Here is a 15,688-nt window from a genome sequence, read left to right on the forward strand (position 1 = left end):
CGATTGGGATTCGTCAGTCGGGCCAGGCGATGGCGTCGAACTGGGCGCGGAGCCGGCGCCCGCGCACCGGATTCACCGACTCAACCCAGCCGACGCGACCGGCCAGGTGGTCACGAAAGTTCGGCAGTCCAGCTCGGTTGGCGACTGCCGGGCCGTGCATGACCGCGTCATGCAGCACCGCTCGCAGTTGGTCGTGGTACGCCCGCGGCACCGACAGCTGCTGGTTGGTGACCAGACCGGTGATCTCGTGCCGCTCACCGGTGTGTCGAACCCGAGTCTTGCTGGTGTTGAGCACGAAACCTTCGTTGCGGACGATCTCGCCGATGACACCGACCAGCCGAGGTACGCCGATCCCGTTCCCCAAACTGCCCGAGAAGGTCAGGTCGTCGGCATAGCGGGTGTAGGTGAGTCCGAGCCTGTCGGCCAGCCCAGCGAGCCGGCGGTCCAATCCGTGAGCTGCCAGATTCGCCAGCGCCGGCGAGGTGGGCGAACCTTGCGGCAGGTGCCGAACTCGCAATTCAGCACGTTGCCGGTGCCGCACTGTGCTGTCACCACCTGCCGGCATCGCCGCCAGGACGTGGGCCGGAGTCTGATGGGTGCACAAGGCCGCGAGCGTCCAGGCCACCGGTTCGGGATAGCCCATCACGCGAAACAGCCCGTTGACTCGGGCGGCGGTGATGGAGGTGAAGAAGGTACGCAGGTCGAGGCAGATGACGACGTCCGCGCCAACATGTGCCCGGGCATTGCTGGGCGCGCTGCGACCGGGTACGAATCCGTGCGCTGCCGGATGTACCGGCACCCACACCAGGATGCGATCGAGCACCCGGCGCAGCACCGCTCGCAGCAACGGAGTCGGGGATTCGAGCAGCCGGGGCGCTGCCCCGGGTCTCGGCCGCCAGGTGTGCCGGTAGAGGTGCAGCGGTCCAGACCGCGTCGCGCGTTGCCGGCCCTGGGTGTCAGCTGCCCAGATCAACTGCTCCAAAGGCAGTTCCAGGAGCAGGGCGAGTCCGCCCAGATCGTCGATCTCAGGCACCGGCCAGTGGCGCAGCCCCATCGTCCCGGTGACCATCGGAATGTGCTGGAGCCGGACGGCGCGACCCTGTCGGCGGGCTCGGGCGAGAGAGTGGACCAACGAGGTTCCGGTCCGCAGGAATCCGGTCAGCTCGTGAGGCCGATCGATCGGGGCCCGCGGATAGGCCGCCAACACCTCGGTGACCACCTTCGGGATCCAGCGATGCCGGCGACCGAGTGCGTGGCCAAGCGCGCTGGTCAGCGCCGCCTTGTCCCACTCGGCTGCGGCGAGCAGTGCCCAGGCGAGCCCGCGGGCGATCCCCTCATCCGGGTCGATGCGCATGACCACCCCCAACCAGCCCGACTCCCCCGGTCAGCCTGACACTCCCCATCAGCCTGACACTCCCCGTCAGCCTGACACTCCCGGTCAGGCTGACTTTCTCCCCGGCACGGCTGAAGTGTGGTGGCGCCGGGCGACCTGTCTTGCCTGAGCGGGTGCGTTCCTGCGCGAAGCGCAGCGGGGCACCTGCGGACCTGCGGCAGGGTGAACGTGCTGTCACCGGAGGGAGCCTCGGGCGCCGATCCGCCGAAGCGGCTCGGATTCTCGCGAGGCGCCACCACACTCCATTCATTCTCCTGGGTGGTTTAGCCTCCCCTCCGGGCGGGATTCCCCTCGCCCGCACCAGACTTCACCGACGAGGTTTCACGGAAGGGACACAGTGAACGAGACTGCGAATATTGCGCTGGGCATCGATATCGGTGGCACCGGCATCAAGGGAGCCTTGGTCGATCTCGAGACCGGAGCGTTGGTCAGCGACCGGTTCCGGCTTGACACCCCGCGTCCGGCGCTGCCGGCCGCGGTTGCCGACACCGTCGTAGCCGTCGCGGCGCACTTCGACTTCGCTGGTCCGGTCGGCGTGGCGTTTCCCGGTGTCGTCCTCGACGGCGTCGTGCACACGGCGGCCAACCTGCATCCGGATTGGATCGGTGCCTCACTCGCGGAGCTGGTCGGATCCCGACTGTCGGGGCCGAGCGTCTTCCTCAACGACGCCGATGCGGCCGGCCTGGCCGAGGCGCGGTTCGGCGCGGCAAAGGGTGTCTCAGGTGTGGTGCTGCTGGTCACTCTCGGCACTGGTATCGGCACCGCGATGATCAGCGACGGCCAACTGGTGCCGAACTCCGAGTTCGGCCATCTCGAGCTCGACGGACTCGACGCCGAGACGTACGCGGCAGCCTCCGCCCGCAAGCGCAACAACCACACCTGGGAGGAATGGGCCGGCCACGCGGAGCACTACTTGAAGTATCTCGAGGGGCTGGTCTGGCCGAAGCTGTTCGTGCTCGGCGGCGGGATCACCAAGAACCCAGAACTCTGGCTGCACTATCTCAAGCCACGCACGCCGATCGTGCTCGCCACCAACATCAACAACGCCGGCATCATCGGTGCCGCCGCTGCGGCCGCTCAGACCCAGCAAGCCGGCTGACGCCAGGTCTCGGCACCCACTCCGAGCCCAGAGAAAGCCAGAGCCCGGAGACGCCTCGAGCGCCGGTCCGCAGACCGGCGCTCGAGGTGTCGTAGACCCTGTCGGGTCGAACGGCTCAGCTCAGATCGCGCGAACCCGATCGGCCTGCGGACCCTTGGGACCCTGCGTGGTCTCGAACTCGACCCGCTGACCCTCATCGAGGCTGCGGTAGCCGCTGCCGTCGATCGCGCTGTAATGCACGAAGACGTCAGCACCGCCACCGTCGACTGCGATGAAGCCGTAGCCCTTCTCGCCGTTGAACCACTTCACAGTTCCCTGCGCCATGTTTGTTCACCTTCCGTCTGGAGACTCCGACCTTCGCGAGGCTCCCGCTGTCGGACGACGGACTAGCCAACGCCCACGCAACTTCCCAGGGGCGTAGCACGGGCCACGGCTCAAGAACTGCAACAGCGCCGCCTAGTCTGCCACAGCAACGCTGCACTTGCGGACGTACCGTCAGCCGTGGTGAGCCAATACTTCGAGCAACACGACCGCGATGCCGAGGGTGAACTCGGCGAAGAGGACGATCAAACGCTGGCCCAGCCGAAGCGGGACCCGTCTGGCGGCGAGGTAGCCGATGGCGATCAGCGACACGATCAGCGCGATCGTCGAAGCGCGAAGTGCCCGAGGCACGTCCCAGACGCCCAGGGCGGACAACGCGACGAAGATCAGCGGGAGGACGATCACCCCGAGCGCCCGGGTCGAGACGGACACCATGTGAGCCAACTCGGCTCGGTCCGGCAGTTGCGGGTGGACGGCGATATGAGCCACGAGATCGGCGACGAAGACGGCCAGCAAGGCGCCTGCGTGGAATCAGCCATTTCCGCAGCCTCTCACGAGATCGGCGGCGTGCTTTGGCGCTGCGTACCAGCGGTTCCTTGTGGACGGCCCTACGATGACCGCAAGTCGAGAGACGGCCGACCGACGGCCGGATGGAGGGGTTCATGGCGAAGATCAGCCGGCGTACGGCGCTGCTGGGACTGGGCGGTGCCGGTGTGGCCGGCATCGGCGCACTGAGCTTCGGATTGGCCAACCATCGCAAGGCCCCCGCCGCGACCGAACCACCACCGCCGCCTTCGCCGGCACCGAGCACCCCGACGCCGACGCCGACCCCCACGCCCAAGGTCGACACCAGGCCACGCTGGCCGCTGACCGGGGTGCTGCTGAAAGACCCCGAGAAGGCTCACCATGCCGCGGTCGCGGTCAAGGTGCCCGACAACAAGTACGAGCATCCGCAGCAAGGCATCGACAAGGCCGACATCGTGTTCGTCGAGTTGGAGGGCTACCTGGACGCCCAGGGGCACAGCGGCACCCGGCTGGTCCCGGTCTATCACTCCAAGGACGCGGAGACCGTGATGCCGGTGCGCTCGATCCGGCCGGTGGACATCCCGTTGCTGAGCCCGATGGACGCCATCATCGGCAACACCGGCGCCGCCAGGTGGGTGATCAACTACGTCAAGCACTACCGCAAGCACGTCGAGGGGATGCTCTCGTACATGGCCACCCGGGGCACCGGGTCGTACGGGACCGATCCGTCACGCGTCTACACCTACCAGGGCCAGACCTACTACGACCGAGCGACGGTCTGCCACCCGGCGGTGCTGCGCAAGCAAACCAAGCGGTTCCGCAAGGGCCCACAGCAGCAATACTTCCCCTGGGCGTCGTCGGCTGCCGAAGTCAGCACCACCAAGGGCAAGAAGGCCACCAAGATCAAGGTGCCGTACAAGGGCGACGACTACTTCATGTCCTACAGCTACGACGCCAAGACCAAGCGCTACAAGCGGAGCATGCCGTGGGGTCCGCACGTGATGGCCAACGGCACCCGGATCTCGGTCGACAACGTCTTGGTGATCAAGGCCAACTCCCACTTCGGCAAGATCTTCCGAGGAGGTGGGCATGACGAGCCGTTGCACGACATCATCAACAAAAAGGGCACGTTCTACTACGCGAACCGCGGCAAGTACGTGACCGGTATCTGGAAGAAGGGCGGCGTCGCCGAGCCGTTCAGCTTCACCCTCGCCGACGGCACCCCGCTCAAGATGGCCACCGGTCAGACCTTCGTGGAACTGCCCGACGACAAGGCCAAGGTCCGCATCGGCGGCTGATCGGGGCACGGACGTGGCCGTGGGTACGGAGATCGGCGTTTCTGGGTTCTGTCGCTCGGTGGGTCTGGCCTCCGAGTACGACTACAAGCGTCGATGCGTGGCGACCGGCAAGATCATGTATCACGCCCACATCGGGCTGAACACCTGGGACGCGACGCTGCGGGCGCTGGCGCACGTGGTCGGTGAGCTGGCCGCGAGCGGACACGTGCTGGATCGGTTCGGTCTCTGTCTCGACCGGGCGATGAGTCTGCCCGAGGCCCGCCGGGACTCGATCCCACGGGAGACCGGACCCGTCCTGAGCAGTGACGAGTGGCGGGCGGTCGGCGAGCAGTCCTTGTCCCAGCCGCACCTGGGCGACTTCATGATCGGTACGGCGGCATCCGAGGAGAACTGCCGCCACGCGCTGGCCCACGGGGTCACCACCGTCGGCAACCTCGGCCAGTTCTTCACCTTCGACATCCCGGGTGGCGGCGATGACGTCGAGGTGACCACCGCGACCGTCGGAGCGCTGCAGCAGATGGCCGCAGCTCGGGATCGCGGTGCGGTCGTGCACTCCTATCTCGACGACGGCCCGGCGATGCAGCTCAAGCACTACGCGAACTACCTCGGCTGGGCGGCTCTGGAGTCGCACATCATCGAAGGAATGCTCGGCGCCCGGCTCGGCCACTGTTTCGGCGGTCTGGTTCCACAGCCGGCCGCCCGGGCATTGATCGCGCTCGCCATGCCTCAGCTGCACGAGCCGGATGCGGTCGGTTCGATGATCTACGGGAACACCGTGGACTACACCAAGGACCGGGTGCACAACGAGGCGGTCCTGTCCAGCTATCTGCTGGTCGACATCGCCACCCAGCTACGACGGCCGACCGGCCACGCCATCAATCCGGTCCCGTTGACCGAGAACCTCCGCATCCCGGATGCCACCGACATCCTCGAAGTCCACCAGTTGGGTCGCGAGATCGAGCGTGAAGCCCGCCGGAGCGCAGATCTCTTCGCCTGGGAGCGGCTGGAAGCACAGGCGTACGAGGGAGTTCGGTATGCCCACGAGTGGGCCCGACGGGCGCTCGGCGTGCTCGAGGAGGACGGCGTCGACGTCCGGCGTGCGTACGATGTCCTCCTCGCGCTGCGTCGGATGGACGTCCGCACGCTGGAGGCGCGGATCGACCTGCGGCCACCGAAGGGTCTCGGCGACCTCGAGCCGTGGAAGGCGCAGACCTCGCGTTCGATGCTCGCCACGATCATGCGCGACACGTCCGTACGGCTCGACGGGGTCCGGATCGTCGTCGCCAGCCTCGACGTCCACGACCTGATCCGGGACGTACTCGTCAAAGTCTTGATGTCCCTTGGCGCTGAGGTGATCCTGCTGCCCGGTGACTCGCATCCCGCGGCAGTCATCGCCGCCGCCGAGGCCGAGAACGCGGACACGGTGATCGTCTCGACCTACAACGGTGGCGCGCTCCGGCAGGCCCGGGCGATCGCCGATGCCGTCCACGAGCGCGACTACGACGGGCAGATCTTCATGGGTGGCGTCTTGAACGAGGAGACCGGTGGCGAGGTCCCGGTCGATGTCAGCGAGCAGGTCCGAGCGCTCGGCATTCGCACCGTGGACGACATCGCCGGACTGCCCGGGCTCATCCAACCTGTCAGCTAGCAGCCGCGGTCAAGCGGCCGCCACGTTGCAGGCCAACTCCACGAAATAGGCATGGATCCGGGCGTCGCCGGCGACCTCGGGATGAAAAGCGGTTGCGAGCAGACTGCCTTGGCGCACGGCGACGACGTGCTCGGAGCCGTCGGCCCGCGGCACCGTGGCCAGCACCTCGATCTCGGGTCCGTACGCCACCACTTCAGGCGCCCGGATGAAGACTGCCCGGAAAGGCTCGCCCGCCGGCCAGCCGCCGGTCAGATCGGCCTCGAACGACTCCGTCTGCCGGCCGAAGGCATTGCGCCGGACCGTGACGTTCAGGCCGCCGAAGGTCTGCTGATCGGGCGGCGCATCCGCCAGCCGGTTGGCGAGCATGATCATCCCGGCGCAGCTGCCGTAGGCGGGCAGCCCAGCCCGGATCGCGGCGACCAGCGGGTCACGCAGCTCGAAGATCCGGGACAGCTTGTCGATCGTGGTCGACTCCCCGCCCGGGATCACGATGCCCGCCAGGCCGGTCAGCTCCTCGGGTCGCCGGACGGCCCGCGGCTCGGCACCACAAGCAACCAGCATGGCTGCGTGCTCACGTACGTCTCCTTGCAGGGCGAGGACTCCGATGACTGGTCGCGCGGTCACCAGTGCCAGGCCAGCCGACGTACCGCAGGAGAAGTGCCGAACATGGCCGCCAGAATAGCTGCCGCGGCACCCGCGCAGGCCACGGCGCAGTGCTGATGAGCATTCCCGTGCAGGTAACTCTGACCGCATCCGAGCAACCACGAGATCGCCGACGAATCCAGTCAGAGCTCCCATAGAGAGGCGATAGGCAAACCGACGAGGTTCTCGCCGAACCGCACGCCCTGGTCCGCGGTGCCGAGCACAACCCCGCCCAGAAACCTATCGCCCAGTCGATCGGCGAGCCGCCGCAGGCCACGGAAGTGCTCAGGCATGTAGGTCTGCTTCGCCTTCACCTCGAGGCCGAGGATCCGACCGTCGTCGAGCTCAAGGAGAACGTCCACCTCCAAACCCGACGTCTCGCGGTAGTGGAAGACAGAGAACCTGGTGTCGCTCCAGGTCTGCTGCTTGCGCAGCTCGGAGACCACGAAACCCTCCAACAGATGACCCAGTAGTTCGCCACCGCCGACGAGTGCGGCGGCGCGAGCGGGCGTGACCCCCGAGAGGTGCATGGCGAGCGCCGAATCGGTGATGATGCCCTTGGCCTTCCCGGTCTGGCGAGTCGTGAGATTTCCTGGCCACGGTCGAATCCTCTCGACGAGGTAGAGCGTCTCCACGAGGTCAAGGTAAGCGGACATGGTCGTCTCGGGGACATTGGCGTCCCGCGAGAGCCGGGCGCGAACCAGCTCGCCGGCTTGGTTCGCCGCGACCAGACGGAGGACACTTGCTAAGCGGTTGCCGTCAACGAGGCGTCGGACATCGCGGGCATCTCGCTGGACGATGCGGTCTACGTAGCCGTCGAACCAGGCCGTACGCAGTCGCGGTGATCGGCGGAAGACCTCCGGATACCCACCCGCTGCTAGACGGTTCGCGTAGTCCTCACGCGAAACTGTCGAGCGGACGTCGAAGGGATCCACGCCGGCAACGAAGCGGGTCACGAAGTCGTCAAGGCGACCGTTGATCTCTCCCTGGCTCAGGGTCCGCAGCGGCAGTGTGACGGCTCGGCCCGCGAGGGAGTCAGGCGTCCGCTCGAGCCGTAGCAGATCAGCCGACCCAGTGAGCAGGAACCTGCCCGGGGTGCGATGGCGGTCAATGGACGCCTTGATCGGCAGCAGCAACTCGGGGGCGCGCTGGATCTCGTCAATAACGAGCATCCCGTCGGGGAGCTGGTTCACGAAGGCCTGCGGGTCGTTCTGCGCGGCGGCCCGCAGAACGTCGTCGTCCAGCGTGAGATAGCGCGCTGCGCGTTCCGAGCCCTCGACGAGCATCGTGGCGAGCGTGCTCTTGCCCACCTGCCGCGCGCCCTCAACGACGACAACAGGGAAGGATTCGACCAGCTCCTTCGCCCACGGAAGTGCATGGCGGGGAAGAATGTCGTTCGAAGTCACAGCACTATGACACCCCGCAAGTCGCTGTTCTGCAAGCTCTAAGTCGCTGTTCCGCAGAACCTAAGTCGCTGTTCTACCAGGCCGCCGACAACCAGCAGATCGTCTTCGCGGTCGCGGACGTGCTCGGACCGAGGCATCACGTGCCGACTATCGCCTCGCCCTTACCGGTCAGACCGGAACGCATCGATCCTGCCTCTGACCAGGACCTTCGCGCCTACCAGCCGCGCTCGGCCAACCGGTGCGGCTCGGGCACATCCTCCACATTGATACCGACCATCGCCTCGCCGAGCCCACGGGAGACCTTGGCGATCACATCCGGGTCGTCGTAGAAGGTGGTCGCCTTGACGATCGCCGCCGCCCGCTCCGCCGGGTTGCCGGACTTGAAGATGCCGGACCCGACAAAGACGCCCTCGGCGCCCAGCTGCATCATCATCGCCGCGTCCGCCGGGGTGGCGATGCCGCCGGCAGTGAACAGCACCACCGGCAGCTTGCCTGCGGTGGCAACCTCGCGGACCAGCTCGTACGGGGCCTGCAACTCCTTGGCGGCCACGTACAGCTCGTCGGCCGGCAGCGTGGTCAGCCGGCGGATCTCGTCGCGGATCTGACGCATGTGGGTGGTCGCGTTGGAGACGTCGCCGGTGCCGGCCTCGCCCTTGGAGCGGATCATCGCCGCCCCCTCGGTGATCCGGCGCAGCGCCTCACCGAGGTTGGTCGCGCCGCAGACGAACGGCACCGTGAACGCCCACTTGTCGATGTGATGCGCGTAGTCGGCCGGGGTCAGCACCTCCGACTCGTCGATGTAGTCGACGCCCAAGGACTGCAGCACCTGCGCCTCGACGAAGTGCCCGATCCGAGCCTTGGCCATCACCGGGATCGACACGGCGGCGATGATGCCGTCGATCAGATCCGGGTCGCTCATCCGAGCGACCCCGCCCTGGGCACGGATGTCAGCCGGGACCCGCTCAAGCGCCATCACCGCCACTGCCCCGGCGTCCTCGGCGATCTTGGCCTGCTCGGCGGTGACCACGTCCATGATCACCCCGCCTTTGAGCATCTCCGCCATCCCGCGCTTGACCCGCGAGGTTCCCGTCACCTGTTCCGTCATCAGTTGTCTTCTCTCTCGTTCTCACATCGTTGCTCTCACCGCGAGCGAACGCGAATCTACTCGACCATTGTGGTCCTGCAAGGGCGGTCCCGCTGGGCTGTGTCGAACGGCGCCCGCCGCGGACCGGTGCGGTATCACATCCGGCGGCTCAGACTCCTTCCTCGTGTGGAGGAAACCCCGTCACGCGCAGGTGGAGTCGGTGTCAGCACCCGATTGCTACGGCTACCGGCGCCGGCGTACTCGCTCGCCACGCTCGTGCTGCTCGTCAGCACCATCGTGCTGCTCGATCTGGGGACGAACCTGTCCGCTGGCGCCGACACCGCATCCGGACTCGGCGCGCCCTTGAGCGACGCCGACCGGGAGACGTTCGCAGTCGCCTGGCTGACCTGGCGTGCGGTCGCTGCCGTCGCCATCGTCGTCTTCCTGTTCGGCCTCGCAGCGGGGGTGTATTCGCTGGTCGGCGCTCGACGCAGCGGACTGGTGCCGGTCTCCGGCCACCGCCTGGCGATCTACCTGGTTTTGCCGACCGGCCTGGTGATCGCGGTCGCGACGATGATCATCACCGGAGGTGGCCGCAATCCCGACATCCCGGTGCCATTGCTCGCGCACCGTACCCGTACCGTTTTGTTCACCGGGCTGGTCGCCGCGATTCCGTGGGTCGCTCTGTCCTGGCTGTGCCAGGACCGCTGCCGGCCCTACCGGTTGCGGCCGTGGGGACGAGACACTGGGATCCTCGGTTTCGGCGAGTTGACCCGGCTCTGGCAACGCATCGTCGCCTGCCTCGGCGCCTTTGCCGTCGCAGTGGCGGCAGCCGTGTTGACCGCCGGCGCGCTGCGCTTCGCCTTCCTCGCCGCGCGCCCGCAGTGCGCGCCTGGCTATGAGCCACCTGCCGACACGGTGCCGGCAGGCTGCGTATCCGACTTCCCGGCCATCAACGTGCTGTTGTACGGGGCGGCTTTCGCGGTGGTCGGGCTGGCGATCGCCGTACCTCTGATCGCCTCCTGGCGCAGCGCGGCTTCGGAGTGGGTCGACGACCAGCGACCGTCGGATGTGCCCGAACACGACGAGACCTGGACGAAGGAGAAGGACCGGCTGACCGTACTGCTCCATCTCGACACGCCCGTGCTGCGCAACCCGCTGACCCTGCTCAGCGTCTTCACGCCACTGATCACCAGCGTGCTTGCCGCGTTCCTGCCGCAGCTCGGCGGCTGATCCGGCCGCAACACCGTCGATCCTCTACCCGTGATCGCGTTAGCGTGACCCTTATGTCTCCGGCAGCCGGATCCCGTCGCGACCTGCTCATCGACACGGCCCTCGAGGTGATCGTCGAGTACGGCGTCGCGGGCACCACCCATCGCCGGATCGCTGCGGCGGCTGGGGTGCCTCTCGGCTCGACCACCTACTACTTCGCCGATCTGCATGACCTGCTGGGCGCGGCCTTCGGGCGCTTCGCCGATGAGATCTCCGAACGGTTCGAGACCCGGCTGGCCCGGGCGCGAACGGTGGCCGAGGCGATCACCGAGGTCACCGGCTTCATGCTGGACGACTTCCAGGAGCCGCGCGATCTGGCGCTGAGTTATGAACTCTACGCGTACGCGATCCGCCGTCCGGCGGTCAAGTGCTTCGTCGAAGCCTGGTTCGCCCGCAGTCAGCAGGCACTGGCCCGGTTCTTCGATCCGGTGACCGCACGGCTGGTCGACACCTTCATCGAGGGCGTCTTCACCTATCGCGGACTGGCGCGAGAGTCGAGCGACGCCGACGAGATCCGCCAGGCCCTGAGCCGGCTGATCGGCATCGACCCCAGCGGATCACGGGAATAGCCGGCCCCAGGTGGAGCCTTGTACATACGTACACGAAACTGTACGATCGTACAAGTAGTCAACGCTGACGCCCCACCAACACTCAGCAACGAGGTTCTTCCATCATGTCCGCGCTGCGCCACGAGCGCATCGATCTTCCTGTTCTTCCGCTCGACACGTCTGCTCTGAGCTCCCATGCCCGGCACCTCCGCACCTGGCGGAACGCCATGTTCGCTCTCTTCGCGGCCGGCGGCTTCGCACTGGCCGCCTGGGTCTCCCGCACGCCGGCCGTCCGCGACAGTCTGGACGCCTCCACCGCGGCGATGGGCTGGCTGATCTTCGCGATGGCCGGCGGCGCCGTCATCGGGCTTCTCTCGGCCGGCCCGGCGATCACTCGACTCGGTGCCGGTCCGGTAATCCGTACCGGATTGATCACCGCGGCCGCTGGTCTGAGCGTCATCGCCGTCGGCACGATGCTGGGCACCGCCCCCATCGCGTTCGCGGGACTGGTGCTCTTCGGCTTGGGCTTCGGCAGCGGCGAGGTGGCGATGAACGTCGCCGGCGCGGCCAACGAGCGTGCACTCGGACGCACCGTGATGCCGACCTTCCATGCGATGTACAGCCTGGGAACCCTTGCCGGCGCCGCGCTCGGGGTGCTTGCCGCACATCTGGGACTTCCGGTCGGCCTGCACTTGATCCTGGCCGCGCTGATCGTGCCGATTGTCGCCATCCCGACCGTACGGCTGCTGCCGATCGGGATCGGCCGAGTAGGCCAGGGACAGCCGAAGCTGACCACCGCCGAGCGACTTGCGGTCTGGGCCGATCCACGGACCCTGCTGATCGGCCTGATGGTGCTCGGCATGGGCTTCGCCGAAGGAGCGGCCGAGGACTGGCTGCCCCTCGCCACGGTCGACGGCTACGGCGTCAGTGAGACCATCGGCGCGGCCCTGTTCGGCATCTTCGTCGTGACCATGACCGTCGGCCGGCTGACCGGGGCGGCATTGATCGACCGCTTCGGTCGGGTCGCCACGTTGCGTACGTCAGCGTCGGTGGCTGCCGTCGGGTTGCTGGTCACGATCTTCGGACCCAGCGCGGTGACCGCTGCGGTGGGTATCGCATTGTGGGGTCTTGGCACCTCACTCGGACTACCGGTCGGCATGTCGGCTGCCGCCGATGACCCCCGGACCGCGGCGTCCCGGGTCAGCGCAGCCGCGACTGTTGGCTATGCGGCGTTCCTGATCGGTCCGCCGGCGCTGGCCTTCCTCGGCGAGCACATCGGTCTCCTGCACGCCTTCGTCGCGGTGCTGGCGATGGTTGTCGTGGCCGGCATCGTCGCTCCGGCCGCCCGTCCGCTGACCGTCAGCTCGACCAGGGTTCGTTCCTGACGAGGGTCAGCTCAGGTGAGGGTCAGTCCGTCGAGCGATGAGCGTCGCTGAGCGCGTACGAGGCCCCGGCGGATACGGCCGAAACGGCCAGCACAGCCGGCCAGGCACCGATTCTCTTGGCCAGCGGGTGTGAGGCGCCGAAACCCCCGAGGTAGAGCGCGCTCAGCACGACGGTGATCAGCGGGCCGCGCTTGGCCAGCCAGGTGCGGCCCGCATACGCTCCACAGGCACCGAGCAACACCCCACCGAGCGGCCGGATGCCGGACTCGCGAGCCACCAGGTAGCCGCCGACCAGGCCGAGCGCGGCAAGCGGAGCGGTCTGGACATCAGCAGCTGGCTTGAGATTCATAGCGGGGAGCCTACGGCTCAAGACGCGGATAGCCTCTGCGGATTCCATGCGTCTGGCACCGGCGGGCGCGAGCAGTACGGCGTCGTGGTGCTCGCACTGCCACGGGTCAGAAGGTGCACATCACCGGTCCCGCTGTCGCCAGGGCGAACTGCTGGCGCGCGACGCAGCCTTCTGGACGACGTTCCTGTCGGTCGGCACGATTCTCGCGATCGCCCCTCCACTCGGGACACCTGCAACCCGACCGATCTGCGTCCATCTCGCTGGGCTGGGGTCGCGTCTTGGACATTCTCGCCGAAAATCAACGACACCGACGCTCCTGTCATGATGGCTCCTTGTGGAGGAAGCGCTTCGTCAGGCATTCGAGTTGATCCGGTCCTGGCTCGTGGACTGGCAGGCTGCTTGGGAGTTCCTTGCTGCCACCGGAACCCTGGCAGCGGTCTGGGTCGCGGTGCACGTCGCACGCACCGAACGCGGGGACCGGATCCAGTCGGACAAGGATCGCGCGGCGATCGAGAACGCGTACCGCGACGCGGTCGACTTCGAGAGCAGGATGCTCCGACAGCAATATGCGGCGACCGCCGGCGTCTTCGTTCAGGCTGTGGCCGGGCCACCCGGTACCGGCGTGTCCGCCGTCTCGTTCCTCGCGGAACTGACCAACCACGGGAACACGCCACTCTTCGAGGTCGAGGTCATCGAGCGCATCCCCAAGGATGTCGACCGGAACTCTGTCGTTGACTGGCGAATCGGCAACGCTCGGCACGGACGTGTGCCGATGCAAGGTGAAAGGGGCGGTTTCGACCTCAAGGGCGGTCGCCTCGTCGTGACAACCGGATCCCACACGAGAGCCGCGTTGCAGCCGGGTGCGACCATGACGGTCCACCTCGAGAACACCACCGTAACCGGGGTATTCTCCGACGACGTCGGATTCCAGTTCTACGACATCCAGGGCCGGCGATGGGTCCGGTTCTTCAGGTCGGAGCTCACCGAGACCACGCCCCAGCGGCCCGGTACGCTCGCGCCAGTCGGAACTGACCGCTGAGGACCCGCACAACCTGGGGGTGGATGCTGTCAGCGTCACTCGGCACCCCTCGCGTTCTCGCGCTCGCCAACGTGCCAGGCTCACCCGCCGGTGATGCGAATGTCTGCGCCGTTGGTGTAGGACGCCTCGTCGGACAGCAGGTAGGCCACCGCGCCGGCGATCTCCTCGGGCTGCGCGGCCCGCCGCATCGGCAGTCCCGGCGCCCGTTCCACCGGTGCATTCGGTCTGCCGGCGGCAGCGTGGATCTCGGTGAACGTGGTTCCTGGCGACACCGTGTTGACCCGGATGCCGTCGGCTGCGAACTCCTTGGCCGCGCCGACGGTCAGCAAGTTCAGGGCAGCCTTGCTCATTGCGTACGGGATGTAGGTGCTCGGCGCACCGGAGGTCGCCGCGCCCGAAGAGATATTGACGATCGATCCGCCGCCGTGGTCGCGGAAGTGGGCGATGGCAGCCCTGGTGGTCGCCAGCGGAGCCAGCACATTGATCCGGAAGACAAGCTCGCTCTCCTGGGTCGTGGTCTCGAGGAACGGTCCGATCCGCCCCGTGATGCCTGCGTTGTTGACCAAACCAGTGAGGCGACCGAGACCGGCCACCGCGTCCGCGACGATGCTTGCGGCACGCTCGAGATCCGCTACATCTGCCTGCAGAACCACCACCACATCGGCACCCAACTCACGACACTCCGCGGCGACGGCCTCCGCGTCTTGGCGGCGCTCGCGGAAGGTCAGCGCGAGATCATGCCCGGCCACCGCGAGCCGGTGGGCGATGGCCGCGCCGATCCCCCGGCTGCCGCCGGTGAGGAGAGTGGCTGGACGTTCGGTGCTCGGCATTCGGCCAGGTTAACGGCGTCCTGGCTTTCGATGTCGCCGCAGGACTACAGTCACCGGGCATGGCGATCGTCTATCCCAAGGCGCGACTCACGCCGAGCAAGCTCGAACTGATCACCGGTTGGCTCGACGCCCAGAGCTGGGGCGGGACGGGCGAGGTGACCGTTCTCGGCGCCTATCGGTTCGATGATCCCGACGGCGAGGTGGGATTCGAGGGGCACCTCGTCAGTCGTGACGACGTCGCCCTGCACGTGCCACTCACCTACCGCGGCGCACCACTCGACGAACTGAACGCCGTTCTGGTCGGTCAACTGCAGCACTCCGTTCTCGGCGAACGGTTCGTCTACGACGCAGGCACCGATCCCGTCGGCATCGGCTGTCTCGTCCGGGCGCTGCGCGGCGAGCAGGAACAGGCGCGCTACGAACTGCGCGTCGGCGATGAGATCGTCGGCGAGCGCGAACCGAATCTGACGATCCAGCTCGCGGAGGGCCGAGCTGCCGAGTCCCCGATCGGTTGCGTGGTCATCCCGCTCGTCGATGGGACTCAACTGCGGATTGCGCAGGTTCTCGATGCCGACGAACCGGCTGGCCGGGCTCGCCTGATCGCCAACTGGGCCGGCGGCTCCGGAGTGATCGCCGGCCTCTCCTGACCGAGGTTGTCCTGACCCAGGCCGCGACCATGAAGGTCAGCCACTCACCTACGTCGTGATGTGCTCTAGATCACATCGACTTTCCCGATATCTTCCGAGAAGTCGCGACATCACCCGTGATCTGCCTCGTCCTTATCTGTGAGCGGCCGAGATCGCGGGTGATTCAGGGGGCATCATCCGCATCAAACCGCCAGGGGATGCG

The 15,688-nt window shown here is 67.2% G+C and carries 16 protein-coding genes; 8 read left to right on the plus strand and 8 right to left on the minus strand.

Going from position 1 to position 15,688, the window contains the following annotated elements:
• Positions 1-13: 13 nt before the first annotated feature.
• Positions 14-1,354, minus strand: a complete 1,341-nt coding sequence (locus MLP_RS12900; RefSeq protein WP_049804539.1) for a reverse transcriptase family protein — start codon at positions 1,352-1,354, stop codon at positions 14-16.
• Between the two features lie 376 nt (positions 1,355-1,730).
• Here MLP_RS12900 and ppgK point away from each other — a divergent pair, with 376 nt between their 5' ends.
• Positions 1,731-2,492, plus strand: a complete 762-nt coding sequence (gene ppgK, locus MLP_RS12905) for a polyphosphate--glucose phosphotransferase (protein WP_013863544.1) — start codon at positions 1,731-1,733, stop codon at positions 2,490-2,492.
• A 120-nt stretch (positions 2,493-2,612) separates the two neighbouring features.
• Here the strand turns inward: ppgK and MLP_RS12910 are convergent, their stop codons facing one another.
• Positions 2,613-2,816 (minus strand): cold-shock protein, encoded by a 204-nt coding sequence (locus MLP_RS12910; protein WP_013863545.1) that lies wholly within the window; start codon positions 2,814-2,816, stop codon positions 2,613-2,615.
• Positions 2,817-2,987: 171 nt separating this feature from the next.
• Positions 2,988-3,329, minus strand: coding sequence for a hypothetical protein (locus MLP_RS12915; RefSeq protein ID WP_013863546.1), 342 nt, complete (start codon positions 3,327-3,329; stop codon positions 2,988-2,990).
• Between the two features lie 146 nt (positions 3,330-3,475).
• Between MLP_RS12915 and MLP_RS26365 the strand changes: the two genes are divergently transcribed.
• Both MLP_RS26365 and MLP_RS26370 read left to right on the plus strand, forming a co-directional pair.
• Positions 3,476-4,636 carry a DUF3048 domain-containing protein gene (locus MLP_RS26365; RefSeq protein WP_172641565.1) on the plus strand — a complete coding sequence of 387 codons (1,161 nt, stop codon included), beginning with the start codon at positions 3,476-3,478 and terminating at the stop codon, positions 4,634-4,636.
• Positions 4,637-4,655: 19 nt separating this feature from the next.
• The gene (locus MLP_RS26370; protein WP_172641566.1) at positions 4,656-6,284 is read left to right on the plus strand and encodes a cobalamin-dependent protein; all 1,629 of its coding nucleotides are present in this window, start codon (positions 4,656-4,658) and stop codon (positions 6,282-6,284) included.
• Positions 6,285-6,293: 9 nt separating this feature from the next.
• On the opposite strand, the gene pdxT is transcribed toward MLP_RS26370, so the two are convergent.
• The 3 genes from pdxT to pdxS all read right to left on the minus strand — a co-directional run bounded on the left by pdxT (position 6,294) and on the right by pdxS (position 9,437).
• Entirely contained in the window at positions 6,294-6,908 is a 615-nt protein-coding gene (gene pdxT / locus MLP_RS12930; protein ID WP_013863549.1) for a pyridoxal 5'-phosphate synthase glutaminase subunit PdxT, read from the minus strand.
• Positions 6,909-7,069: 161 nt separating this feature from the next.
• Entirely contained in the window at positions 7,070-8,332 is a 1,263-nt protein-coding gene (locus MLP_RS12935; protein WP_013863550.1) for an ATP-binding protein, read from the minus strand.
• Positions 8,333-8,546: 214 nt separating this feature from the next.
• The gene (gene pdxS / locus MLP_RS12940; RefSeq protein ID WP_013863551.1) at positions 8,547-9,437 is read right to left on the minus strand and encodes a pyridoxal 5'-phosphate synthase lyase subunit PdxS; all 891 of its coding nucleotides are present in this window, start codon (positions 9,435-9,437) and stop codon (positions 8,547-8,549) included.
• A gap of 165 nt (positions 9,438-9,602) precedes the next feature.
• Between pdxS and MLP_RS12945 the strand changes: the two genes are divergently transcribed.
• The 3 genes from MLP_RS12945 (at position 9,603) to MLP_RS12955 (ending at position 12,621) form a co-directional block, all read left to right on the plus strand.
• Positions 9,603-10,649, plus strand: coding sequence for a hypothetical protein (locus MLP_RS12945; RefSeq protein WP_013863552.1), 1,047 nt, complete (start codon positions 9,603-9,605; stop codon positions 10,647-10,649).
• Between the two features lie 53 nt (positions 10,650-10,702).
• On the plus strand, positions 10,703-11,257 hold the full coding sequence (locus MLP_RS12950; protein WP_013863553.1) for a TetR/AcrR family transcriptional regulator: 555 nt from the start codon (positions 10,703-10,705) through the stop codon (positions 11,255-11,257).
• 104 nt (positions 11,258-11,361) lie between these two features.
• On the plus strand, positions 11,362-12,621 hold the full coding sequence (locus MLP_RS12955; RefSeq protein WP_013863554.1) for an MFS transporter: 1,260 nt from the start codon (positions 11,362-11,364) through the stop codon (positions 12,619-12,621).
• 22 nt (positions 12,622-12,643) lie between these two features.
• Here MLP_RS12955 and MLP_RS12960 read toward each other — a convergent pair whose 3' ends face one another.
• On the minus strand, positions 12,644-12,970 hold the full coding sequence (locus MLP_RS12960) for a hypothetical protein (RefSeq protein ID WP_013863555.1): 327 nt from the start codon (positions 12,968-12,970) through the stop codon (positions 12,644-12,646).
• 334 nt (positions 12,971-13,304) lie between these two features.
• Between MLP_RS12960 and MLP_RS12965 the strand changes: the two genes are divergently transcribed.
• Complete coding sequence (locus MLP_RS12965; RefSeq protein ID WP_013863556.1) at positions 13,305-14,009, plus strand: hypothetical protein; 705 nt, start codon at positions 13,305-13,307, stop codon at positions 14,007-14,009.
• 80 nt (positions 14,010-14,089) lie between these two features.
• On the opposite strand, the gene MLP_RS12970 is transcribed toward MLP_RS12965, so the two are convergent.
• The gene (locus tag MLP_RS12970; RefSeq protein WP_013863557.1) at positions 14,090-14,839 is read right to left on the minus strand and encodes an SDR family NAD(P)-dependent oxidoreductase; all 750 of its coding nucleotides are present in this window, start codon (positions 14,837-14,839) and stop codon (positions 14,090-14,092) included.
• Between the two features lie 59 nt (positions 14,840-14,898).
• Here MLP_RS12970 and MLP_RS12975 point away from each other — a divergent pair, with 59 nt between their 5' ends.
• Positions 14,899-15,486: a maltokinase N-terminal cap-like domain-containing protein gene (locus MLP_RS12975; protein WP_013863558.1), complete on the plus strand. Its 588-nt coding sequence runs from the start codon at positions 14,899-14,901 to the stop codon at positions 15,484-15,486.
• The last annotated feature ends 202 nt before the right edge of the window (positions 15,487-15,688 follow it).

Origin of the sequence: Microlunatus phosphovorus NM-1 (assembly GCF_000270245.1) — a bacterium.
Taxonomy (GTDB): Bacteria; Actinomycetota; Actinomycetes; order Propionibacteriales; family Propionibacteriaceae; genus Microlunatus; species Microlunatus phosphovorus.